General features: G+C 66.0%; 22 protein-coding genes, 1 pseudogene and 1 riboswitch. Of the genes and pseudogenes, 11 read left to right on the forward strand and 12 right to left on the reverse strand.

Annotated elements, in window-relative coordinates; genetic code table 11:
• Positions 1–39 precede the first annotated feature (39 nt).
• Positions 40–1,425 (reverse strand): MBL fold metallo-hydrolase RNA specificity domain-containing protein, encoded by a 1,386-nt coding sequence (locus tag E3O19_RS12200; RefSeq protein WP_134567963.1) that lies wholly within the window; start codon positions 1,423–1,425, stop codon positions 40–42.
• Between the two features lie 403 nt (positions 1,426–1,828).
• On the opposite strand from E3O19_RS12200, the gene E3O19_RS12205 reads away from it, so the two are divergent.
• The 5 genes from E3O19_RS12205 (at position 1,829) to E3O19_RS12225 (ending at position 7,770) form a co-directional block, all read left to right on the forward strand.
• The gene (locus E3O19_RS12205) at positions 1,829–2,500 is read left to right on the forward strand and encodes a TetR/AcrR family transcriptional regulator C-terminal domain-containing protein (RefSeq protein ID WP_134567965.1); all 672 of its coding nucleotides are present in this window, start codon (positions 1,829–1,831) and stop codon (positions 2,498–2,500) included.
• Positions 2,501–2,680: 180 nt separating this feature from the next.
• Positions 2,681–4,279: an APC family permease gene (locus E3O19_RS12210; RefSeq protein ID WP_134567967.1), complete on the forward strand. Its 1,599-nt coding sequence runs from the start codon at positions 2,681–2,683 to the stop codon at positions 4,277–4,279.
• 150 nt (positions 4,280–4,429) lie between these two features.
• Positions 4,430–4,505, forward strand: a riboswitch (cyclic di-GMP riboswitch).
• Positions 4,506–4,791: 286 nt separating this feature from the next.
• A complete protein-coding gene (locus E3O19_RS12215; RefSeq protein ID WP_134567969.1) occupies positions 4,792–6,282 on the forward strand; it encodes an alpha-amylase family glycosyl hydrolase in 1,491 nt (496 codons plus the stop codon).
• 125 nt (positions 6,283–6,407) lie between these two features.
• The gene (locus tag E3O19_RS12220; protein ID WP_134567971.1) at positions 6,408–6,764 is read left to right on the forward strand and encodes a hypothetical protein; all 357 of its coding nucleotides are present in this window, start codon (positions 6,408–6,410) and stop codon (positions 6,762–6,764) included.
• A gap of 28 nt (positions 6,765–6,792) precedes the next feature.
• Positions 6,793–7,770, forward strand: coding sequence for a magnesium transporter CorA family protein (locus E3O19_RS12225; RefSeq protein WP_241981352.1), 978 nt, complete (start codon positions 6,793–6,795; stop codon positions 7,768–7,770).
• 1 nt (position 7,771) lies between these two features.
• Here the strand turns inward: E3O19_RS12225 and E3O19_RS12230 are convergent, their stop codons facing one another.
• From E3O19_RS12230 to E3O19_RS12245, 4 genes are all read right to left on the reverse strand, one after another.
• Positions 7,772–8,353, reverse strand: a complete 582-nt coding sequence (locus tag E3O19_RS12230; protein ID WP_134567975.1) for a hypothetical protein — start codon at positions 8,351–8,353, stop codon at positions 7,772–7,774.
• 72 nt (positions 8,354–8,425) lie between these two features.
• Positions 8,426–9,523: a YihY/virulence factor BrkB family protein gene (locus E3O19_RS12235; RefSeq protein ID WP_198413903.1), complete on the reverse strand. Its 1,098-nt coding sequence runs from the start codon at positions 9,521–9,523 to the stop codon at positions 8,426–8,428.
• A gap of 163 nt (positions 9,524–9,686) precedes the next feature.
• Positions 9,687–10,781, reverse strand: a complete 1,095-nt coding sequence (locus E3O19_RS12240; RefSeq protein WP_134567977.1) for an iron-containing redox enzyme family protein — start codon at positions 10,779–10,781, stop codon at positions 9,687–9,689.
• Between the two features lie 151 nt (positions 10,782–10,932).
• The gene (locus E3O19_RS12245; RefSeq protein ID WP_134568023.1) at positions 10,933–11,106 is read right to left on the reverse strand and encodes a CsbD family protein; all 174 of its coding nucleotides are present in this window, start codon (positions 11,104–11,106) and stop codon (positions 10,933–10,935) included.
• Positions 11,107–11,573: 467 nt separating this feature from the next.
• Here E3O19_RS12245 and E3O19_RS12250 point away from each other — a divergent pair, with 467 nt between their 5' ends.
• From E3O19_RS12250 to E3O19_RS12260, 3 genes are read left to right on the forward strand one after another with little or no spacing between them, the layout of a single operon-like run.
• A complete protein-coding gene (locus E3O19_RS12250; protein WP_134567979.1) occupies positions 11,574–12,149 on the forward strand; it encodes an RNA polymerase sigma factor in 576 nt (191 codons plus the stop codon).
• On the forward strand, positions 12,146–12,787 hold the full coding sequence (locus E3O19_RS12255; RefSeq protein ID WP_134567981.1) for an Asp23/Gls24 family envelope stress response protein: 642 nt from the start codon (positions 12,146–12,148) through the stop codon (positions 12,785–12,787). The genes E3O19_RS12250 and E3O19_RS12255 overlap by 4 nt, the downstream gene beginning before the upstream one ends.
• Positions 12,784–13,113: a hypothetical protein gene (locus E3O19_RS12260; protein WP_134567983.1), complete on the forward strand. Its 330-nt coding sequence runs from the start codon at positions 12,784–12,786 to the stop codon at positions 13,111–13,113. The genes E3O19_RS12255 and E3O19_RS12260 overlap by 4 nt, the downstream gene beginning before the upstream one ends.
• Positions 13,114–13,255: 142 nt before the next feature.
• Here the strand turns inward: E3O19_RS12260 and E3O19_RS12265 are convergent, their stop codons facing one another.
• From E3O19_RS12265 to pdhA, 5 genes are all read right to left on the reverse strand, one after another.
• Positions 13,256–13,618 (reverse strand): DUF488 domain-containing protein, encoded by a 363-nt coding sequence (locus E3O19_RS12265; RefSeq protein WP_174776935.1) that lies wholly within the window; start codon positions 13,616–13,618, stop codon positions 13,256–13,258.
• A 93-nt stretch (positions 13,619–13,711) separates the two neighbouring features.
• Complete coding sequence (locus E3O19_RS12270; RefSeq protein ID WP_134567985.1) at positions 13,712–14,524, reverse strand: uracil-DNA glycosylase; 813 nt, start codon at positions 14,522–14,524, stop codon at positions 13,712–13,714.
• A gap of 39 nt (positions 14,525–14,563) precedes the next feature.
• The gene (locus E3O19_RS12275) at positions 14,564–15,871 is read right to left on the reverse strand and encodes a dihydrolipoamide acetyltransferase family protein (RefSeq protein WP_134567987.1); all 1,308 of its coding nucleotides are present in this window, start codon (positions 15,869–15,871) and stop codon (positions 14,564–14,566) included.
• Positions 15,868–16,884 carry an alpha-ketoacid dehydrogenase subunit beta gene (locus tag E3O19_RS12280; protein WP_134567989.1) on the reverse strand — a complete coding sequence of 339 codons (1,017 nt, stop codon included), beginning with the start codon at positions 16,882–16,884 and terminating at the stop codon, positions 15,868–15,870. The genes E3O19_RS12275 and E3O19_RS12280 overlap by 4 nt, the downstream gene beginning before the upstream one ends.
• A complete protein-coding gene (pdhA, locus tag E3O19_RS12285; protein WP_241981354.1) occupies positions 16,881–18,032 on the reverse strand; it encodes a pyruvate dehydrogenase (acetyl-transferring) E1 component subunit alpha in 1,152 nt (383 codons plus the stop codon). The genes E3O19_RS12280 and pdhA overlap by 4 nt, the downstream gene beginning before the upstream one ends.
• A gap of 125 nt (positions 18,033–18,157) precedes the next feature.
• On the opposite strand from pdhA, the gene E3O19_RS12290 reads away from it, so the two are divergent.
• Positions 18,158–18,778, forward strand: a complete 621-nt coding sequence (locus E3O19_RS12290; RefSeq protein ID WP_134567993.1) for a TetR/AcrR family transcriptional regulator — start codon at positions 18,158–18,160, stop codon at positions 18,776–18,778.
• A gap of 160 nt (positions 18,779–18,938) precedes the next feature.
• Here the strand turns inward: E3O19_RS12290 and E3O19_RS12295 are convergent.
• Both E3O19_RS12295 and E3O19_RS12300 read right to left on the reverse strand, forming a co-directional pair.
• Positions 18,939–19,802, reverse strand: a pseudogene (locus E3O19_RS12295) (IS3 family transposase).
• A 666-nt stretch (positions 19,803–20,468) separates the two neighbouring features.
• A complete protein-coding gene (locus tag E3O19_RS12300) occupies positions 20,469–21,203 on the reverse strand; it encodes an HYR domain-containing protein (protein WP_134567995.1) in 735 nt (244 codons plus the stop codon).
• On the opposite strand from E3O19_RS12300, the gene E3O19_RS12305 reads away from it, so the two are divergent.
• Positions 21,121–21,591, forward strand: coding sequence for a type IV secretory system conjugative DNA transfer family protein (locus E3O19_RS12305; protein WP_420898611.1), 471 nt, complete (start codon positions 21,121–21,123; stop codon positions 21,589–21,591). The two genes, E3O19_RS12300 and E3O19_RS12305, sit on opposite strands and share 83 nt — an antisense overlap.
• The gene (locus E3O19_RS12310; RefSeq protein WP_134567999.1) at positions 21,588–22,103 is read left to right on the forward strand and encodes a hypothetical protein; all 516 of its coding nucleotides are present in this window, start codon (positions 21,588–21,590) and stop codon (positions 22,101–22,103) included. The genes E3O19_RS12305 and E3O19_RS12310 overlap by 4 nt, the downstream gene beginning before the upstream one ends.
• Positions 22,104–22,206: the final 103 nt, after the last annotated feature.

Here is a 22,206-nt window from a genome sequence, read left to right on the forward strand (position 1 = left end):
GGTCTGCCGAAATTATCACGGAATCCGGCTCGCCCCGGCTCAGCGGGGCGCCGCCGGATCGATCCGCTCGAGGTGCTCCGGCACCCGCACGTTCCAGCCCAGTTCGTGCTTGATCCGCAACCGCAGGGTGTCGGAGGCCGCCGGCTCGCCGTGGGTGAGATACGTCATCACCGGTGCGACCAGGGCTGCGCGCATCCACTCGATGATCTCGTCGGAGTCGGCGTGGGCCGACAGGCTGCCGATCTCCACGACCTCAGCGGTGATCGGGACGTCCCGGCCGAAGATACGCAGGGTGTCGTCACCGCGCAGGAGGGCGGCACCGCGGGTGCCGCCAGCCTGGAAGCCGGTCAGGATGATGGCGTTGCGCGGGTCTGAGCCGTAGGCGGCGAGGTGGTGGAGCACCCGGCCGCCGGTGAGCATTCCGCTGGCGGAGACGATGATCATCGGGCCGCCGCGCAGGTTGAGCAGCTTGGATTCGTCGACGGTGCGCACCATCCTGGCGAGGTCGTACATGCTGTGGAACTCGGTCTCGGTCAGTCTGTGCTCGCTCTGGTGCCGCTGGTAGATCTCGGTGGCGTTGACCGCCATCGGGCTGTTGAGGTAGACCGGGATGTCCGGTATCTCGCCGTGGTCACGCAGCCGGGAGAGGTGCAACAGCACGGTCTCGGACCGGCCGACCGCGAAGGCGGGGATCACGATGACGCCGCCCCGCCCCGCGACCCGGCGGATCACCTCGCCCAGTTCCGCCTCCGGATCCGCCGGGTCGTGCGTGCGATCCCCGTAGGTCGATTCCGACACGAGCACGTCGACGGTCTCCAGCGGGCGAGGCGGGTGCATCAGGGGGTCGTTCGCCCGGCCGAGGTCACCCGTGAAGTGCACGGTCGAGTCGCCGACCGAGAGCCGGATCTGGGCCGCCCCGAGGATGTGGCCGGCCGGAACGAAGGTGGCCCGGATGCCGCCGCCGAGGTCGATCTCCTGGTCGAAGTTCCGGGGCCGGAACGAGTCGAGGCTAGTCACGGCATCCTCCGCCGTGTAGAGAGGACGAGGGTTCTCGTGCCGGGACGACTTGCGCTTCCTGGCGAAATTCGCCTCCTCCTCGAGGAGGTAGCCGCTGTCGGGCAGGAGCAGCGAACTGAGCTCCGTGGTTCCCTTCGTCGCGTAGACGGGGCCGCCGAAGCCGTCCCGGACGAGAGCCGGGAGGTAGCCGGTGTGGTCGAGGTGGGCGTGCGTGAGCAGCACGGCGGCGAGGGACTCCGGCGAAACGGGAAACGCGAGCCGGTTGCGATTGCGCAGCAGCTTGTAGCCCTGGAACAAGCCGCAATCGATGAGAATCCGGCGACCGTCCGATTCGACCAGGAACCTCGAGCCGGTGACCGTGTCGGTAGCCCCCAGGAACTGGAGCCGGGAATCTGTCCGCTTCGTCATGATGATCACCCAATAGAGATCGCCTGAACTCCGGCAAGACTGCACCATCTCGACCGGCCCGCCCGCCTGCTGGGAAGGGAATCGGCCGAATCACCGGCTCATTCCTCACGCTAATTTTGAAGCCGGTTGGTGTCAAGGCTTCGCGGGAACCGCGTACATCCCGGGGGACGTGCGTGGTCAGCGGAGGGCAGCCGGCACTTCCGGCTCGGCGATCACGTCGACGGTGCCGGTGGACGCACCGGCGACCATATGGGCGTTCGTGAGGAGGCAGCCGTCGGCGAAGGCGCCCGGCCGGGCCTTTTGGGGTGCTCGGCATCCGGCGCTCCGTCGCGCGCGAAATGACGACCGGTCATTTCGGATGGTCTAATCTGGCCATCTCACGCTCTTCGGGAGGAGCCACCGGATGACCGACGCCGCCAGGACCGCACCGCGCCGCGCAGGGCGCCCGCTGGAGAAAGTGTTGTCGCGGGGCAGGATCACCATCGCGGCGCTCGAGGTGATCACGATCGAGGGCTATGGCGGTTTCACCATGTCGAGCCTGGCCAGGACACTGAAGGTCGCGCCCTCCGCGCTCTACAACCACGTCTCCTCCAAGCAGGAGGTTCTGCAATGGCTGGAAGACCATGTGATGACCATGGTCGACGTGAGCGGGTTCGGCTCAGAGCCGTGGGATGCCGCAGTGCGCCGCTGGGCGTGGTCCTACCGGGACGTGTTCGCCAGGCACGCTCCCCTGGTTCCCCTCGTGGCCGTGCTGCCGGTCACAGGCGCGCCTGAGACCCTGAAAATGTACGAGACCGTCGCCGTGGGACTGGCCGAGGCCGGCGTGCCAGGGGAGACGATCATCCCGGCCATCGTCGCCGTCGAGTCGTTCATCTTCGGCTCCGCCCTCGACGCCAACGCGCCGGCCGACATCTTCGACACCGGCGACCTGGCCGACTCGAGCCCGACGTTCACCGATGCCGTCCGGAGCCAGGACCGTACCTCCGGCGCAGCCCCGGCCGACGCGGCGTTCCGGTTCGGGCTCGAGGCGCTGCTCGCGGCCCTCGAGTCCACCCGGTCGGGGCCGCACGCCTGATTCCAGCCCAAACATCCGGAACGTTATCTTTTTTCTTTCGAATTGGCTTGCATTCCGGTGCCGTCACATTCAAACTAAACGAACCCAATTCATTTAGTCGGCAGTGCGACGCCATCCCTCCCGTCGCGCCTGCCTTCCCCACCCACACATCGTCAGTGAAGACGCATGAAAGGGATCATCATGACCGAACTCTCGACCAGGCCTTCCCCGGCCTCCACGGCCGCAGGCCACCAGCCGCACGTGCACAGCGACCAGCTGCACGATGCGGCCGGAACCACCCACGGCATCACCCGGAAGGGCCTCAAGGGCGGTCAGATAGGCCTCCTCGCCGTTGTCGTGATGGGGGTGTCCTCGGTGGCCCCGGCGTACAGCCTGACCAGTTCCCTGGGCGCGACCGTCAGCGAGGTCGGATTCCAGGTGCCGGCGATCTTCATCGTCGCCTTCATCCCGATGATCCTGGTGGCCCTGGCCTATCGGGAGCTCAACGCCGATTCCCCGGACAGCGGCACGTCATTCACCTGGACCACCAAGGCCTTCGGGCCCTTCATCGGCTGGATGGGCGGCTGGGGGATGCTCGCCGCCAACATCATCGTGCTCTCCAGCCTGGCTGGCGTGGCGGTCAGTTTCTTCTACGTCTTCCTGGGCGAGCTCTTCGGCAATCCCTCCCTGGCCTCTCTCGCCGACAACACCGCCGTGAACATCGCCACCTGCCTGCTCTTCGTGGCCCTGGCCGTCTGGGTCAGCTACCGCGGCCTGCACACCACCAAGCTCGTTCAGTACAGCCTGGTCGGTTTCCAACTCGTGGTCCTCGGCATCTTCACCGTCATGGCCCTCATCGGCGCCGGCTCCGCCGACTCGACGACGGCGATCCCGTTCAGCTGGGAGTGGTTCGACCCGACCCAGGTGCAGAGTTTCAGCCAGTTCGCCGCCGGGATCTCGCTGGCCATCTTCGTGTACTGGGGCTGGGATGTCTGCCTCACCATGACCGAGGAGACCAAGGGCGGCCAGAAGACCGCCGGCAAGGCGGGTACCTTGACCGCGCTCGTCGTGCTCGGCCTCTACCTCGCCCTCATCGTGGCAACCATGATGGTCTCCGGCGTCGGGGTCGACGGTATCGGCCTCGGCAACCCCGACAACCAGGGCAACATCTTCGCCGCCATCGCGTCTCCCATCATGGGACCGCTCGCCATCCTGATCTCCCTGGCAGTGCTGGCCAGCTCGGCCTCCTCCCTGCAGTCCACGATGACCTCCCCCGCGCGCACGCTGCTGGCGATGGCGCATTACAACGCGCTCCCGCCGAAGTTCGCCAGCATCAGTAAGCGGTTCGGTTCGCCCGGCTACGCGACGATCGCCGCCGGCGCCATCGCCGGCGGGTTCTACGCGGTGATGACCATCATCAGCGTCAATGTGCTCAATGACACCGTCATGTCGCTCGGTCTGATGATCTGCTTCTACTACGCGTTGACCTCCTTCGCCTGCGTCTGGTACTTCCGCCAGAGCCTCTTCGGCAGCATCCGCAATTTCTTCATGCGCCTGATCATCCCCGGTCTGGGTGGACTCATCCTCACTGTCGTCTTCGTGCAGACCGCGGTGAGCAGCTGGAGCCCGGACTTCGGTAGCGGCTCCGAACTCTTCGGGATCGGTCTCGTCTTCGTCATCGGCGTCGGGCTGCTCCTGCTCGGCACCCTGGTGATGGGGCTGACCTACTGGCGCCAGCCGAGCTTCTTCCGCGGCGAGACCCTGCGCAAGGACACCCCGGCACTGGTAGTCCCCGAGTAGCAGCCGACCGGCGTCCGCGCCGGAGGGCCGCACCATCCCGGTTCCACAACCGACCGGGACGGTGCGGCTCTTGTCGTCCCGCCGCCATCCGGTCATACTGCCCGCGAGGCCTGCCGATCTTCCTGAGCCGGCCTGGCGGTTTCTCACCGCCAATCGCACGGGCACACCCGTCGCAAGGCGGGGTCGCAAAGGCACGGGACCGTCAGAGGTCAGCCGGCCTACCGATTGGATAGGACCGGCACAGAATGAGTTTCCCCTTCGTAGAATCCAGCGTCCGCAACGGGCGAGCGGAGCCCCCCGTTCCAACGGATCCCTCGCACGAGGCCGCCCCGGAGGCCACCGGCGCCAGGATCTCCTGGTTCGGCCCGTCGCCGGCCGTCGCGGCAACGCGCAAATTGCGCTGAGCCTGCGCGTGCCGTAACTTCTGAACCGGTGCCGCGCCCGCCGTCCGGGATCGTGGTCTGCCGCCGTGTCGTCGACCGGCGTGCCGCCGGAATGCACGGGAGTGAGAAATGTCCGATGTTGAGCTGCTGGTCTACGCCGATCGACTGGGCGGCACCATCCCGCAGCTGCAGGCGCTGCTCGACGGGCCGTTGCGCGCGTTTTCCAGCGTGCACGTGCTCCCGTTCTACATTCCATTCGACGGGGCGGATGCCGGCTTCGACCCGATCGACCACGCCTCGGTCGACCCGCGCCTCGGCACCTGGGACGATCTGCGGGCACTCGCCCGCACCCGCGGGCTCACCTCGGACCTGATCGTCAACCACGTGTCATCCTCCTCGGCGGAGTTCGTCGACTGGCTCGCCCGTGGCGACGCGTCGGACTTCGCGGGGATGTTCCTCACCTTCGACACCGTCTTTCCCCACGGCGGCGGCGAGCGCGCCATCACCGCGTTCTACCGGCCCCGCCCCGGCCTCCCGTTCACGGCCTACCAGGGTGCGGACGGCAGCCGCCACCTCGTCTGGACGACCTTCATGCCCAGCCAGGTCGATCTGGACGTGAACCACCCGGCCGCACTCACCTACCTACGGCGAGTCCTGCGGGCCCTCGCCGACGGCGGCGTCAGCACCGTGCGGCTCGACGCTGTCGGCTACGCGGTCAAGACGCCCGGCACCGACAGTTTCATGACGCCGGAGACGCTCGCGTTCGCCGAGGTCGTCGTCGCCCTGGCCCATGAGGCCGGGGTCGACGTGCTCGTGGAGGTGCACGCGCACTACAGCCAGCAACTGGCGATCGCGCCGCTCGTGGACTGGGTCTACGACTTCGCGCTCGCCCCCTTGCTGTTGCATTCCCTCGGCACCGGGACCGTCGATCGCCTCGCCCGCTGGCTCGAGATCCGGCCGGAGAACGCCATCACCGTGCTCGACACCCACGACGGCATCGGAATCATCGACGCCGGCCCGGGCGGGGAGCGGCCCGGCCTGATCGACCAGGCCGAGATGGCCGCCATCTTCGCGCGCGCCGACGTGGCCACCGCGGGACACTCGTCGATCGCCTCGGTGGTGCCGGAGTGGTTCACGCTCCCCCACCAGATCAACGCCACTTTCTTCAGCACCCTCGGTGGGGAGACGGTTCCCTACCTCCTCGCCCGCGCCGTGCAGCATTTCCTGCCCGGCCGCCCGCAGGTCTACTACGTCGGGCTGCTCGGCGGGCTCGATGACACCGCACTGTTCGACGAGACCGGCAACGGGCGTGACGTGAATCGGCACCGCTACCCCGCCGACGAGGTCGACCGGGCCCTCGACGCCGAGGTGACCCAGGCGCAACTCGGGCTCGCCAGAATGCGCACCGGGCATCCGGCATTCGACGGCGAGTTCAGCTGGACGACCCGCGGCGACGACGAGGCGCGGCTGCTGTGGTCGAACGGTGACGCCCGGGCGGAGCTGAGCGTGCGCACCACCATCGGTGCGTCGAGCTTCAGAATCGAGTTGTCGGATACCGGTGTCACGCAGGTGATTGACACCCCAGCCGACCTGGCACGCTGGGGACAAAACGGGCGTTGATCTAAGCCCTTCCCACTTTTACTTGTCCCCTTTACGGCCGACAGCGGGATCGGTCCGGCCGCGCTACCGTGACTGCATCGACCTGAGTGTGATCATTCGAAGACGGTCGCGGGGAAGGCACTTCCATGAAGAGAGTCGCATACTGCGGAAAATCGTTCCTTACCACCGACGGCGCGGCGGACGCCCTGCTGCAATTGGCGGTCGCCCTGCCGGCCTGCAACAGCTCCGAGTTTCTGGAGCTGCCGGCGCTCACCGATGACGGTCACACCATGCTGGTGCAGCTCGTCGTCGGCCCGACCAGCGAATTCCTCAGCGTGCCGGAGAAGACCCGGGCCAAGGATCCGGACACCGCCGACGCCATCGCCTACCTTCGGGAGCGCACCCGGGTGCTGAACACCCGAGCCGAGCCGGCCTATGCATACGCGGAGGCCGACGCGGGCACACTGTCCAATAACGGCTGGGACGACCTGTACGGGATCTGAGCAGCGTGATAGCTGGTTGACTGTGGGGGTGCGCACACCTCGAACCCGCTGTTACCGTGATGGCCTCCTCGTCGACGAGGGCTTTTCTCTCGCCGACGTCTCCGAGCACCTGGAGGTACCCGACTCCGTGGTGTGGGTCGACCTCGATGATCCGGGCGAAGACGACCTCGCCCTCCTGACGGACGAACTGGGCTTGCACGAACTCGCGGTCGAGGACGCGCTCAGCCTGGGCCAGCGGCCGAAACTCGACCGCTATCCCGACCACCTCTTCCTCTCCGCGCACTCCGCCGACCTGGACCCTGCCACCTCGCGGGTGACCACGCACGAGATCGCGGCCTTCATCACCGGCCGCGCCCTCGTGACCGTGCACCGCAACGGCCGGTTCGACGTGGACGCGATCGTCGCCCGGTGGGACTCCTCTCCCGACCTCACGAAGAACGGCGTCGCGTTCCTGGTGCACGGGCTGCTCGACTATCTCGTCGACGGCTACTTCGAGGCGGTCGAGGCCCTCGACGACGAGATCGAGGAGCTCGAGAGCCGGTTGTTCGTTCCCACCGCGGATCAGGAACTGGTGCAGCGGCGTTCCTTCGAGCTTCGCAAGAGCCTGGTCACCCTGCGGAGGGTGATCCTGCCGATGCGCGAGGTCGTCAACACGCTGCTCCGCCGCGACCTGCACCTGCTCGGCGACGAGATGGGACCGTATTTCCAGGACGTCTACGACCACGTGCTTCGAGCGATGGAATGGACCGAGAGCCTGCGGGACCTGGCCACCAGCATCCTCGAGGCCAACCTCGCGATCCAGGGGAACCGGCTCAACGTGATCACCAAGAAGGTCACCGGATATGCGGCGATCATCGCCGTGCCGACCGCCATCACCGGGTTCTACGGACAGAACGTGCCATACCCCGGTTTCAGCCAGGAGTTCGGCTACTACAGCTCCATCGGCCTGATCGTGGGCCTGTCGGCCCTGCTCTACATCCTGTTCAAGCGCAACGACTGGATCTGAGTCACGGCACCCAGTAACCGGTCTTGCCGAGCAGCTGGGTCTCGCGGTCGGCATCGGGCGCAACGTCCACCTCGGGGCCGAACACGCCCATCTCCCGCCAGGCCGGAATCTCGGGCCCGATCTGCTCCCACAGGTTCTCGACGAGCGGCGCGGGCATCGTGTAGTCCAGCCCGATCAGTTTCGCGATCGACCAGGCCTGGAACGCACGGTAGATACTCATGTGCTGCAAGTAGTCCGCGAGCGGGAAATCGCCGTAGCTCAGGTGGACGGTCTTTTCCGGATCGAGGTCGGCCGAGACCGCTGTGGTGGCCAGATCGCCCAGCCGGTCGTAGGCTCCGATCGGATCGTCGCCGAGCAGGTCGCCCGCATAGTCATCGCCGACCTCGGCGATGGTGCGCCCAGCCAGCACCGCGGGCAGCCAGGCCTCGTCGCGGGCGTGGTCAGCCAGGATATCGCGCAGGCTGGGGTTCTTTGTGCGGGACCAGTCGCCGGGCGCCGGGAGAGCCAGCTGCGCGGGAGTGATCCGGTCGATGACGGAGCGCAACGCGGCATCCGACTGGAGGAAGAGTTCTCTCTGCTTCATCCCGGCACGCTAGCACCCCGGGGCGCCGCTCGAAACGGGAGTCGGCAGGCCCGGTGAGGCGAACCGGGACCGCTACTGCCGCTTGGCGGGGTGACCCGCGCGATGCGTGTCCCTGATCCGGCGCCCGGCCTCGACCGCCTTTCTTTCCTGTTCGGCCGCCTTCACGCTCGTGCGTGTGTCGCGCGCCGGCAGTTGGATGGTCTCTTCGGCGGCGATTCCGGCCTGCAGCTCACGGCCGCGTTCGAGTTCGGCGTCGAACTCGGCCCCGAACAACAGGCCGAGGTTGGCCAACCAGAGCCAGAGCAGAAACACCACGATGCCGGCCAGGGGACCGTAGGTCTTCGCATAGTTCGCGAAAGTGGCCAGGTAGAACCCGAAGCCCACCGAGGCGACAAGGATCACGAGCAGGGCCAGCACCGCGCCGACGCTCAGCCATCGGAACCGTGGCTGCCGGGCATTCGGGGTGGCGTAGTAGAGGATTGCGATCAGGAACACGACGGCGGCGGCGAGGAGCGGCCACTTGAGCACCGACCAGACCACCCGGGCGGTCTCGCCGACGCCGAGGGCGTTGCCGACGGCATCCGTCACCGGCCCCGAGAGCACGAGCACGATGGCGACGACGAGGATGAGCAGGATGGCGGCGACGGTTACGAGCAGTTGCACCGGCTTGAGCTTCCAGAACGGCCTGCCCTCCTCGACCTCGTAGATGCGGTTCATCGCCCGGCCGAAGGCGCCGACGTAGCCGGATGCCGACCACACCGCCACCGCGATGCCCGAAGCGAGGGCGAACCCGGCCGCCGGCGACGTGCTGAACTGCTCAATCGGGCCGCGGATCACCTGGAGCGCCCCCGCGGGGGCGACGGAACCGAGGATTGATAGCAGGGCGCCGGCCGACCGCTTGCCCTGCCCGACGACGCCGAGCAGGGACACGAGTGCGATCAGCGCCGGGAACAGGGACAACACCGCGTAATAAGTCAGCGCGGCGGCGAGGTCGCCGCACTGGTCCCTGCCGAATTCGCTCACCGTGCGGCGCAGGGCGTACAGCCAGGACCGCTTCGAGACGTCGGCCGGGGATTCCGGCTTGCGCGGGTCGTCCGGGGCAGGTGCCTCGGGCTGTCCGTCGGGCGGGGAGTCGGCGGCGCGACGGTGGCGTCTGTCCGGCAGTCTCATGGGTTCTCCTGGCTTCGGTCTGTTCGGGCTGGATCGATCCGAACAGGGATGATTGGGGGCCGCAGTTCGCCCCATTCGATGACGGCCCCCGGTCGTGCGACAACTCGGCTAGCGAGCGCGTGGTCTCAACTGCCTGGCGCGGCAGGGTCGGTCGGCGCGGGGTTCACGAGGCCACCGCGGATCTGGCCAGCGGCCGCCCGGTCGCCTCGGCGAGCGGGCTTCGGAGCGAACTGCGCCCGGCCTGCCAGCTTTTCAGCAGGTGTTCGGCCACCCAGCCGTCCATGGCCAGGCAGGCCGCAGCCCCGAACATTATGTCGGGGAGAGTCTGCGGGTCGTCTTCGGCGAGCGCCCCGGCAAGGTCCCGGCCGGCGATCTGCTCGTGCACGGCATCCGCTTCGATGTGCTCATCGAAGTAACGGGTGACGGTCTCGTAGAAGCCCAGACGGCGGAACCCGTCACCGTAGAGCCGGCTCGGGATTGCCGAGGTCATCTCGAAGGCGGCAAGGTGGCCGACGATGGCACCGCGCAGGCGACGGTTGAGCCCGAACAGGCTCATCATGTTGAACGAGCAGAGGACGAGCGCCGGCACCTGGTCCACGTAGCCGGCGTAGCGCGTATCGAGGCCCAGCCCGCACATGGTGTCGGCGAACAGGCTCGAGTGCATGCGTTCGGGGCGTCCTCCGCCGTATTCGTCGGCCTGGATCTCGATCAGCGCCGCTTTGGCGCGACCGGTCAGTCGCGGGATGGCCCACGAATGCGGGTCGGCTTCCTTGAGTGTGTAGATGGACCGGTGCACGATGAATTCGACCGCTTGTTCCTCGGTCGCCTTCCGCGCCAGGTACCGGGACAGGCTGGGACCCTGATCCGCGATGGTCAGCGCGAAGAGGGCGCGGGCGACGGCGTCCTGGTTCGAGGACGGCAGCGGGGGTTGGGGAACCCTCGCGCGCAGGCTGGTTTCGAGGGCCTGCTCGATGGCCACCCGGGCGACGATGGTCGTGGGGTGCCATTCCCAGGCCGGGTCCGACTGCACGACGCCCCCGTAGTGCAGGCCGTAGAGCAGGAACAGGGTCAATTGGAGATCGTCGTCGTTGACGATATCGGTGCACTGCCCGAGCGCCTCAGCGGTGGCGACGATGAATCCGCCAAGGCTGGAACCGGAGTCGTCGGCCGGGAGGGAGAGCGCGGTCAGAAGCTGGGAGCTGAGAGGTCCCCGCGTCTGGAACGGCGCGATCGGGAAGGACGGGAAGGAGAGGTGCATGAGGTCACGGTCCTGGGTGAGGTGCGTCTGGGGTGGTGCGGCGAGGTGAGGTTCGGCCCGCCCGGTGTGCAGGTTCGAGCCGGTCGTGGTCGACGGGTGGAGGACGGATGCGTGCGGCGGGCCCGATGGCCCGCCGCACGCTGCCGAACCGCTAGTCCTTGAAGATGTCCTTGATGTTCTCGCCGGCCTTCTTCGCGCTGGCCGAGGCCTGCTCGGCCTTGCCCTCGGCGATCTTGGAGTCGTCGTGGGTCGCCTTGCCGACTGCCTCGGTGGCCTTGCCCTTGACGTCCTCGGCGGCGTTGCTGATCTTGTCGCCTGCACTCATGTTGATCTCGCTTTCGTTCGATGTTTCGTGGCGGGGAAGCTCGGCGCGGCTGCGCCAGGCGAAAGTCAGGGCGTTTTTCGGGTCGCCGGTAACCGGCAGGTGCAGGTCGGTGACGGTCCCGTTGGCCTCGGTCACGTGCAGCCCCGCCGTGCCGAGCGCGTGCACTCCGGCGACTTCGCGGGCGGCGAGGTCGATGACCCTCCCCGACACACTGTCGTTGCGGATGGTGCGGCCCCGGCCTGTCGCCGACCCTGGTTCGGCCCCCAGCGCGCGTGCCGGGACCAAAGCGTTCGGAGAAGCACTGCTCGGATCCATAGGAGACTTCAATCGTTGGGGGCCTCACACGTTCGTGGCCCATACCGCGGTTTGGTTCAGGTGTTCACCTGTAGGACGCGACCTGTGACATATTTGTCACGCAATCGTGAGAAAAATTTCGGCGTACAACGTGACTGCAGGAGGGGGATGGCATGCCCGCGACGCTCAGGGAACACGTCCCGTCCCCGCTCGACACGGCATCCGACCTGACGCTGGCCGATCGCGCCGCCGACGGGGATGTGCGGGCGTTCGAGGTGATCGTGCGCCGTTACGGGCCGCTCATGCGGGTATACGCCGCACGGGTACTGGGGTCCAACGACGAGATGGACGACGTCGTTCAGGAATCGTTCATCACGGCCTGGCAGCAGCTCTCCACCCTCGAAGACGGCGGCGCGGTTAAAAGTTGGCTGATGCGCATCGTGAGCCGTAAGAGCATCGACCGGTTGCGGGCGAGACGCCAGCACGCCGACATCGATCTCACCGAACCGGCCGCGCCCGAGCATCAGTCTCCCCATAGACTGGCCGAAGCGGAGTCCCAGACCGAGGCACTGTCACGCGCTCTGGTCGATCTGCCGGAGGACCAGCGGCGGTGCTGGACGCTGCGTGAACTCGCGGAGTGCAGCTACGGTGAGATTGCCGAAGAGTTGGAGCTTCCCGTCTCGACGGTTCGGGGCCTGCTCGCACGAGCACGTAAAACTCTTCTCCGGGAAATGGAGGAATGGCGATGACCTCACCAGACGAGCCATTCGTCGCCTTCGACCTGGACACCGCCGACCGTGAATTGACCCACCTGGTCGGCCACACCATCGAAGAGCTGAGCGACTACCTCGACCGGAACCGCACCCCCGCAGACCCGACCATCGACGACTCGCCGCAGTGCCAGATCGCCCTGCGCAGCCTGCAACGCCTCCGTGGCGTGCAGCGTTCCCTCCTCTCCAGCGACGTGGAGCGTGAATCGGAGCGCAGCGACGGCTGGGTCAGGTCGATCCTGCAGAACATCAATCTGGAGGCCCGCTCGGGCCGCGACATCCCCATCGCGCATCCCTCACCGACAGCCAGACTCGTCGTCACCGAGGGCGCGGTTCGCGGGCTCCTGCGGGCGACGGGCGACGGGATCGAAAACATCATCGTCGGCCGCTGTCGCCTCGACGGTGACGTGACCGCGCCCGGCACCCCGATCACCATTCGCGTGGACGCCGCCGTGTGCCAGGGCGAGAACATCCCGGCCAAGGCCCAGGCCCTGCGCCAGTCGCTCTACGCCGCCCTCGCGCAGCACACGGATCTGACCATCGCCGCGATCGACATCACCGTTCGTGACCTGTACCTCAGGCCGGCCACTCCCCCGAGCGAAACCGAGCAGCGATGAGCGACGTTCTCCCCCCGGCGGACCACCTCGACGAGGCCGTCCTGGCCGTTCCCGGAGTGGACACCCTCTACTCCGCCGCTCCGCTCATCGCCACCGTGATCACGAGCGCAGTGGATGCCCTCACCCGCCGCCCGCCATCGGCCAACTCGGTTCTCGTCGCCCGCGACAAGGCCGGTCTCTCTGTGGCCGTGAAGATCGGCGTGACCGACGGCTACGCCGCGACCGATGTCTGCCGACGCGTGCACGATGCGATCATGGAACACCTGCGAGGCCGCGCGGACCAGGAGATCGCCGAAATCGCCGTGACGGTGGCCAGGATCGGCTGAGGGACGGCAACGGCAACGGATTCGTGCTCCCCGGGGTGGGTCTCCTCCTCACCGGGACAGGAGTCCTCGTCGGTCTCATCTAGCCGGGGAGGCGAGCAGACGACTGTCGCCGACAAACCGCTATCCCCGATCGGACCCGGATTCAGCCTTTCAGTAGTTCGACGAGTACTGCAGCTTCGCTGATCTCGGCCTGTTTGGTAGCGGTGATCAGGGTCAGGTTACCGTGCCGGGCCAGGGCGCGCAGGTGCTCGACGGCTTCCGCACGCTCGGGTTCCTCGAGCTCGACCCGGTAACGGACCCCGAATTCCGCGTAGCGCTCTGGATCATGGTTGTACCACTTGCGCAGTTCCGTGGACGGAGCAACCTGCTTGCACCATTCGTCGAAGTCGGCCTCCCCCTTGCTCAGCCCCCGAGGCCAGATCCGATCCACCAACACACGTTGGCCATCCCCTCGCGCCGATTCGTCATAGGCTCGGCCCACCTTCACCTGATGTTTACTAACCATGATCCACCCGCTTCCTCGCTGGCTCCAGTCTCGCAGTCCTGACCATGGACGGCCAGCGCTCACCGTTCGAGCAGAAATCACAGCCGCCCGCCCTCAGACGGGCCAGACTGATTCGCCTGATCTGTCGTCGTCGATACCTTGTGCCAGGAGAACTTCCAGGCCTTGCCTGAACTTGACCTTGCCGCCGTGGGCCGGATGGCGGACCTTGGCCGCATCCTGCCCGCAAAGAAGCACGCTGCGGTGGGCCGCATTGCCGACAGCGACGACCGTTCGTATGCCGAAGAGTTGAGCCAAGGCCGTCCACACCGGAAGCCCGGCGGAGATTTCAGGAGCCGAGGGCGTGCGATTGGACAGCGGGATCCCCGGCTGGTGTGGATGAAATGGGTAGGCACTCCACAGCAGCGGCAGAAAATCCAGTTCCGTGAGCGTCTGCCACATCACGGTCGCGGTCGGTTCAGACGCGACCGGCGCGAGCTCAGTCGGCACCAGATAACCCTTATCGGACCCAAACAGCCCGAAGTGCTCAACCCCGTTCCGGAGAATTGCCCGGTTGGTAAACGGTGTTCCCGTCATTCTCATGCCTCGATAACCGGGCGCCTCCCCGAGGAGCAGAACCCGGGGCCGGTGCTCAGCCATTTCGCGTAAATACAAACCCAGGTTTCGGCGCCGAGCGGCGTTCTCCGGAAGGGAACTATCGAAGGGATTGAAACTATTCGGTCGAGCTTCTGTCTGGGCGAGCCGTTCCACGAAACCTTCGATCGAATCCGAATCCGGGCTCTTGGAGCCCGCGTGGTCTTCGCGAAGATCCTTCGCCTCCGACCACCGTTCCGGCGCTCCGCGGCTGGGCGCACGGACCGCCAGTTCCAGTTCAGTCGGGGCGAGTGCTGCCAACGAAACCCGTTGCATATCGTCACTTCTTTCCTGGTCTCTCTGGATGAATATCGGTCAGGCGATGATCGTCCACGGGTTCTCGATCAGGCGGGTCAGTGTCTGCAGGAACTGCGCGGCGAGGGCGCCGTCGATGATGCGGTGGTCGGCGGACAGTGTGTAACGCATCCGGTGTCGCGGGAGGATCGCGTCGCCGACGACGACGGCTTCCCGTGCCATGCCGCCGACCCCGAGAATGGCGCCTTCGGGCGGATTGATGATCGCCGTGAACTGCTCGACGCCGAACATACCGAGGTTACTGATGGTGAAGGTTCCGCCGGACATCTGCTCGGCGGTGAGTTTCTTCTCATTGGCCAGGGACACAAGGTGGCGGGTCTCGGTGCCGAGCTGGCTGACGGTCTTCTGGTCTGCGTTCTCGATCACGGGAACGACGAGCCCATTGCCCGAGGCGATGGCCACACCGACGTTGACTCGTTTGTGCACGAGCACCTCGCCGCCGGCATCGTCGATGTACGACGCATTGATCAGCGGATGCTCCCGCAAGGCGAGCGCACTGGCCCGGATCAGCAGGTCGTTGATGCTCACCTTCGGCCGCCCCGCTGCCACGAGCTGCGCGTTCAACTCGGTGCGCAGGTGAACGAGGTTCTCGGCATCGGCGACAGCCGTGACATAGAAGTGCGGAACGGTCCGGGCGCTCTCTCCCAATCGCCGGGCGATGACGCGGCGCATGTTGCTGAGCGGGGCCGCTTCGGAGCCACGCTTGTCGTCGATGGGCGGAGCGGATACGGCCGGTGTTGTTGGTTTTGACGCGGGCACTCCGGGCGCGTCGGCGAGCGCGGTTGGCTCGCCTGCGCCGGCCGTCACAGCGGCTGGGTGGGCGAGCAGTTCGTCGGTGTCGGCACGGATGATGCGGCCGCCGGGCCCGGTGCCGCGCAGTTGGCTGAGGTCGAGATTGTTCTCGCGGGCCAGCTTGCGCACGAGCGGAGACGCGAACAATCGCGCACCGTCGTCGTGCACCGCATCCGTCGCCCGAAGCGGTCGGGAGCTGGGAGCGGGCGATACGGCGTCGAGCTCAGAGCTGGCCGGGATGCGGGCCACGTCGGCCGAGTCGGCGGGCGTGGCATCCTGCTTGCCATCGTCGAGCAGCGCAATCGGTGTGCCGATCGAGGCCTGCTCACCCTCCGGCACGAGGTGTTTGACGAGAGTGCCGGCCTCGTAGGCCTCGAATTCCATCGTGGCCTTGTCGGTCTCGATCTCGACGAGCACATCGCCGATCTCGACCCTGTCGCCCGGTTGCTTGTGCCAGACCGCGATCGCACCTTCCTCCATGGTGTCGGAGAGGCGAGGCATGGTGATTTCGATCATGAGTTGTTGCCCATCGAGGTACGGCGGTGACCGACGGCGTCGAGAGTCTGGCGGATGGCGCCGATGACATCATCCGCTGACGGCAACGCGGCCGTCTCCAGTGGTTTTGAGTAGGGCAGGGGGATCTCGGCCATCGCGACGCGACGCACGGGCGCGTCCAGATAGTCGAAGGCTCCGTCGGAGATCGTCGCGGCGATTTCGGCGCCGATCCCGTAGGTGAGCCAGTCGTCCTCGAGCACGACGGCTGCGTGGGTCTTCTTCACCGATTCCACGATCGTCTCGCGGTCGAGGGGGCGCAGGCTGCGCAGGTCGATCACCTCGATGTCCAGGCCATCGGACTGCGCCAGTTGCTCGGCGATCTGGGAGGCGACCCACGCCATCCGTGAATACCCGATGAGGGTGAGGTCTCGCCCCGGCCGGGTAACTGCGGCCCTGCCGATGACCGCGGGAGCATCACCATCGGGCACTTCACCCTTGGTGTTATAGAGGGAGAGGTTTTCGAGAAACAAGACGGGGTCATCGTCTCGGATCGCCGCGAGCATGAGCGCCTTGGCATCCGCCGGTGTGCTGGGGGCGACGACCTTCATGCCGGGCACGAAGGCGTAGTACAACTCGATGTTCTGCGAGTGGGTCGCGCCGAGCTGCTGTCCGCCACCCCCCGGGGTGCGAATGACGAGGGGCACCCTCGCCTGGCCGCCGAACATGCCGTAGATCTTGGCGGCGTGGTTCACGATCTGGTCAAGGGCAAGCAGCGAGAAGTTGATTGTCATGATCTCGACCACGGGGCGCAACCCGAGCATGGCCGCGCCGATCGCCGCGCCCGTGAAGCCTTCCTCGGCGATCGCAGTGTCGCGCACGCGCTTCTCGCCGAATTCGTCGAGCAGACCTGCGGTGATCTTGTACGCGCCCTCGAAGAGACCGATCTCCTCGCCCATCAGGAACACGTTTTCGTCGCGCAGCATCTCCTCGCGGATCGTATCGTGCAGCGCCTGGCGGTAGGTCATGATGCTCATTGGTTTGTTCCTCGCTCAGGGATCGGCGCCGGTTCGTACAACGGTTCACCGGGCAGTCGGCGGGAGTCGTTGGGCACCGGTGTGGCGTAGGTGTAGTCGAACAGCGTCGAAACGTCCGGGAACGGGCTGTTCTCGGCGAACGCCGTGGCCTCGCTCGCGCGGGCCGTGGCCTGCTCATCGATGGCCGTCATCGTCTCGTCGTCGAGCAGCCCGTCGGCGATGAGCCGGGCGGCGAAGGTGGGGAGGGGATCGCGTTCCTTGACGAGGATGAGCTCCTCGGCCGTGCGGTACTTCGCCGGGTCGACCACGGAATGCCCACGCAGCCTCTCGGTCATCACCTCGAGCAGGACTGGTTTGCCGGCGCGCGCCGATGCCACGGCACGCTCGGCCGCCTCGAACACGGCCAGCGGGTCGAGACCGTCCACCCGCTCCGAGTCCATCCGGTAAGCGGAGGCCCGCTTGTAGAGTTCCGGCTCCGCCGAGGCCCGGTCGACCGTCGTCGCCATGCCGAGCAGATTGTTGATCACGACATAGACGATCGGCAGGTTCCAGAGGGCTGCGATGTTGAGCGACTCATGGAAGGCGCCGATGTTGGTCGTGCCGTCTCCCATGGTGCAGAGCACAATCTCCTCGCCGTCGCGGTAGTCGATGGCGAGAGCCGCGCCCGTGGCAAGCGGAAGCTGGCCGCCGACGATACCATAGCCGCCCAGCATTCTTTTCTCCATGTCGAACATGTGCATCGAGCCGCCCCAGCCCTTGGAGACCCCGTCGGCACGGCCGAAGAGCTCGGCCATCACCCGGTTCGGGTCGATGCCGCGGGTGATCGCGTAGCCGTGCTCGCGGTAGTTGGTGAAGAGGTAGTCGGTGGGCTGCAGCGCCGCCATCAGGCCGACGACCGCCGCCTCTTCTCCGAGGTTGAGGTGGCAGTAACCGCCAACCAGCGCCTGAGTGTACGCGCGGGCGGCGCGCTCCTCGAAGCGCCGGATCAGCATCATGCCGCGGTAAAACTCGATCAGCCGGTCGTCGCCGGGCGTCGGGTGGCCGACGTGTGGGTTCGACGAGGTTGGGGTCGAGGCTGCCGTCGGGTCCACGGGGTTGGTGGGCTTGCGCACGGTCGGCTTCCGCGGCATCCGCGTGTGAGCGGTCATCGGAGAACTCCTTTTCCTCTCCCCTTGTGGGGTGGAGGTGATCTTCATTTTAATGATACGAACTAGTATCATTATAACTCCGTAGTACCGTCGCTTCATAGAGCCGGAGCACAGGAGGACGCAGTATGGAGTCGCTGAACACGGCGCAGCCGGTTCGCAAACGCGGCCGACCGACCGAAGACGAGCGCGTGGAACGTCGCACCCAGATTCTGGAGGCCGCGCTGCCGATCTTCCTTGAGTACGGGTTCGGCGACACCACAGTGGATCAGCTCGCCGCCGCAGCCCGCGTCACCAAGCGCACGCTCTACAACTATTTCGGCAACAAGGCCGGGGTATTCACCGAGATGCAACGGCGCCTGGCCTCAATGGTGAGCGGGGATGCCCCTGCGCACGACACCTTGGAATCGCTCGCAACGCGCATCGTCCTCCGCTTGCACTCGGCCGAGATGATCGGGTTGCATCGCCTGGTGATCGCAGAGTCGCTCAGATTCCCAGAGTTGGCCAGGAACCTCTATGACAACGGCGACCTGCGCCACATCTCTCGTCTCGCTGACCTCGTCCGGGCCGAATGGGGTCTGAACGCCTCCTCGTCGAGCGCCGCGGCCCTCTTCAGCCTGTTGCTCGGCGAAGACTACCGGCGGCGGCTACTCGGGCTGATCGGCCCCGCGACGACGGAGGAAGCAGCCAGGCATGCTCTCACCGCCCTGACAACGATCGGCACCGGGCGAGGAGACGGCTCCCACTGAAAGGAAATTGCACACGCCCAAAAGCCGTGCGATGCGGGGTGTCCGGGCCCACAGGCGGCCTTGCCATCGTCAGCGGTCGCTAACTGCTCATCCGGTTTCTGCGTGGCAGGGTTGACTGGGCTGCTGCGGGGATTTCGGACAGCGGAATTAGTGGATTCGTCTAAGCTGCCAAGGCTGGCTGCTGATAACCATAGTGGACTTCGTTGGGCCGTCGGTAACCGAGCGCTGAGTGCCGGCGTCAGCTGTTGCAAAACCCCTCGATGTAGCGGATGATGTCGCTTCGAGCCTGGGTCTTGGTCGCGTAAACGGTCCGATATACGCGCTCGTTCTTGAGCATCGAGAAGAAACTTTCCGCCATGCTGGTGTCCCAACAGACCCCGGTGCGGCCCGTGGATGAGCGCATGCCCAGGCTGGTCACGAGGGTCCTGAAAGCGGCTGAGGTGTAGACGCTTCCGCGATCGGAGTGCCAGATTGCGTTCGGCAGGATCAGGGTAGTTACAGCGGCATTCTTGAGAGCGTCCTCGACAAGCTCGGTGCGCATGTGATCGGCGATGGACCACCCCACGACCCTCTTTGAGAAGCAGTCGATGACCGTGGCGAGGTAGACGAACCCCTGCCACGTGTGGATGTAGGTGATATCTCCGATGAACTTCACCCCCGGACGGTCGGCGGTGAAGTCGCGTTTGACGAGGTCGGGCATGTTCGCCGCGGCCAGCGCATCGGCCTCCGTCGTGACGCGGAAGGGTCGTGGTTGGCAGGCTACGAGGCCCTCCTGGCGCATGAGTTGCCGGACGAGTTCGGGGGAACACTCCGTCTGCTCGGCGACAAGGTCCGCATGGATTCGGCGATACCCGTAGGTTCCCTCGGTCTGCTCGAAGTGGTACTTGATCCGCTCCACGAGGACCTCCCGGCCTGTGCGAGGACGTTGAATCTGCTGCTCTCGAGCCGCCACAGCGCACTCTGGAAATCGTCGCGACGAAGGTGCGGGATTCCTGGCAGTCGGGCGGGTCGCCACCCACCGCATGCCTCAACTCGCACTTGCTCACACCCGCTCACAGATGTTCCGTTACTGCTGCGTTACCGCTGGGTCAATCCCGGCAAGCAAAACCCCCTGATTCGCAATGAAACAAAGGGATGCAGGGGGCTTGCAAATGGCGGGTTGTTCCCATAACTCACAGGCCGCTGAATCACTGGGCCGTTTTTCGGCACTTTCGCGCACATCCTCTGCACTCTGCCGAATGATCCTCTGAGCGCGTCCGTCCGCGAACTTGAGAACTTCGCCGCTGAGACTTCGGATGGCCTCCATGTTCGCCTCCACCAGGTCGGGCCCGTGCGAGAGCGCTGGGAGACCCTCTCGAGGACTTCCTCGTCGGTCAAGTCGTCAAGCCACGCTGCAAGCCCTTCCATGTCGGGCACTTCAGGTATCGGCCACAGAAGCTCATTCGGTGATCGGCCGTTGACCAATCGCATTGCGGGTTCCAGTGAGGGTTCCCAAGTAGGACCGCAACGGCTGGGCGGCGGCTCGAAGGTTGGCGGCGGATCTGTGGCCGTCAAGGTCCGTTTGCGGGGAATCCGTGAATTAGTTCTCTTGGGGAAGTGTCGTATCTGTCGCGCGGGGTTCGGGTGTGGTGGGGTCCGGTGGGTCGGGCCGGCCGACCCACCGGATTCAGGTTGTGTTATTTCAGGGTGATCAGCACGGCGAGGGGTACGCCGTCACCGAGGTCCACCTTGACGGAGTACGTGCCCGGGGCGACCAGTTGAAGATGTACTCCTGGCCGCTGTACCGGAACACGTTCCCGGTGGTCGATGCGACGTTCGTGCTCGCATTCATGACGGGACCCTCAATACCGTTGGTCACCTGCGCATAGGTCAGTTTGATGGTCGCGTTAGTGATTGATGCGCTTGTCCCGGTGAGGGTGACCTCGACCGGGATGGTGCTGCCGGCCTTGAAGGTGGAACTCCCATCGGCACTAAACGGTGCGGGCACACCGGACCAGAAGTAACTCACACTGACGTGGAAGCTCGCCGTACCCGTGTTCCCCGACGGGTCCGTCGCCGTGCACGTCACCGTGGTTTGCCCGAGAGCGAACGTGGCCCCGGACGCCGGAGTACGCATTGCCGGGAGTATCCCGGCGACGATGTCGTGAGCGGTTGCACTCGGGTACGTGGCCACTGCGCCCGAGACCGACGTCGCCGTAGCCGTGACATCGGTTGGGACAGTCAGGACCGGCGGGGTGGTGTCGACCACGGTCACCGTGAATCCAGCCGACGCGGTGTTACCTGACGCATCAGTCGCCGTGCATGACACGGCTGTCACCCCGACTGGAAACGTGGTCGCCAACGTGTCCCCGCTCCCGCAACTCCCCAACCTGACGAGCGACGGCGGCGGCCGTGGTCTCCACACCTGGATCTTCGCCCAATCCATGTCCCAGCTGGTTGGCAAGTGGGGGCCCGAAGCGGCCACCACGATCTTTGAATCCTCGGCCGCGAAGATCATCTTCGGCGGCCTCGCCGACGAAACTTTCCTCGAGAAAATCTCCCGCCTCATCGGCACCCACCAAGTCACCCAAACCAGCAAGTCCCTGCAGCGAAACGGTGCCGGGCGAGACACCCACTCCACGTCCACCAGTGAGCGGGAAGAGCGCCGGATGAAAGTCGAAGACATCCGCAAGATCCCCGAGGGCCACGCCCTGCTGCTCTACCGCGAGAAGGAAGCGCTCGTGCACCTCACCCCCTGGTGGAAACGCCCCGACGCAGACCAGCTCCACCAGTCCCAGGAATGGTCGCTGAAGCTGGAGGGTATCACCGCATGAGCGACGACGATGAACTTGATCCGATGCGTATTGAAGGGCTCGACGCCCGCCTCGTTAACGTCGAAAAGATCCTGCCCGACGTCTTCGACATGTACGAACTCCGCGCCCCAGGCGGACCCTACTATTGGGAAGCACTCCCACACGATCAAGCCGTGAAGCTCTGGAACGAACTCGGCAAGTTCGTGGCCTGGCGAGACTCCCGTTACCTCACCAACCTGGCCGACCCCAGCTACCGACTCCCGGGATGCTGGTACCGCCACCCCATCGCCGTCGAAGAACTCACCGCGCTCATGGTCGCCCACCGCGCCGCTTACGACACCCGCTCTGCCAAAGCCTCCACCGCACTCGTCGACTGGCACCATCGCGCACTCTGGCCCACCCTCGACTCGCTCAAGCTTCGTGCCGGGATGGCGGGCTGCCGCGACCGCGGCGAACACCGCGAACCCCGCGACGGTTCTAAAGCATTCCGCATGACCGAGGGATACCTGCGCTACGGCGACATGAAAAGTTGAAGTGCCAGCCCCGACGACTTCGCTTGCCGTAGGCGAGTTAATGCACATCCACGATTACCGGGCCGGCGCGAAGCTTTTGAGCGGAATCCGATGCCAGCTCAAC

The organism is Cryobacterium algoritolerans (genome assembly GCF_004402785.1).
GTDB lineage: Bacteria > Actinomycetota > Actinomycetes > Actinomycetales > Microbacteriaceae > Cryobacterium > Cryobacterium algoritolerans.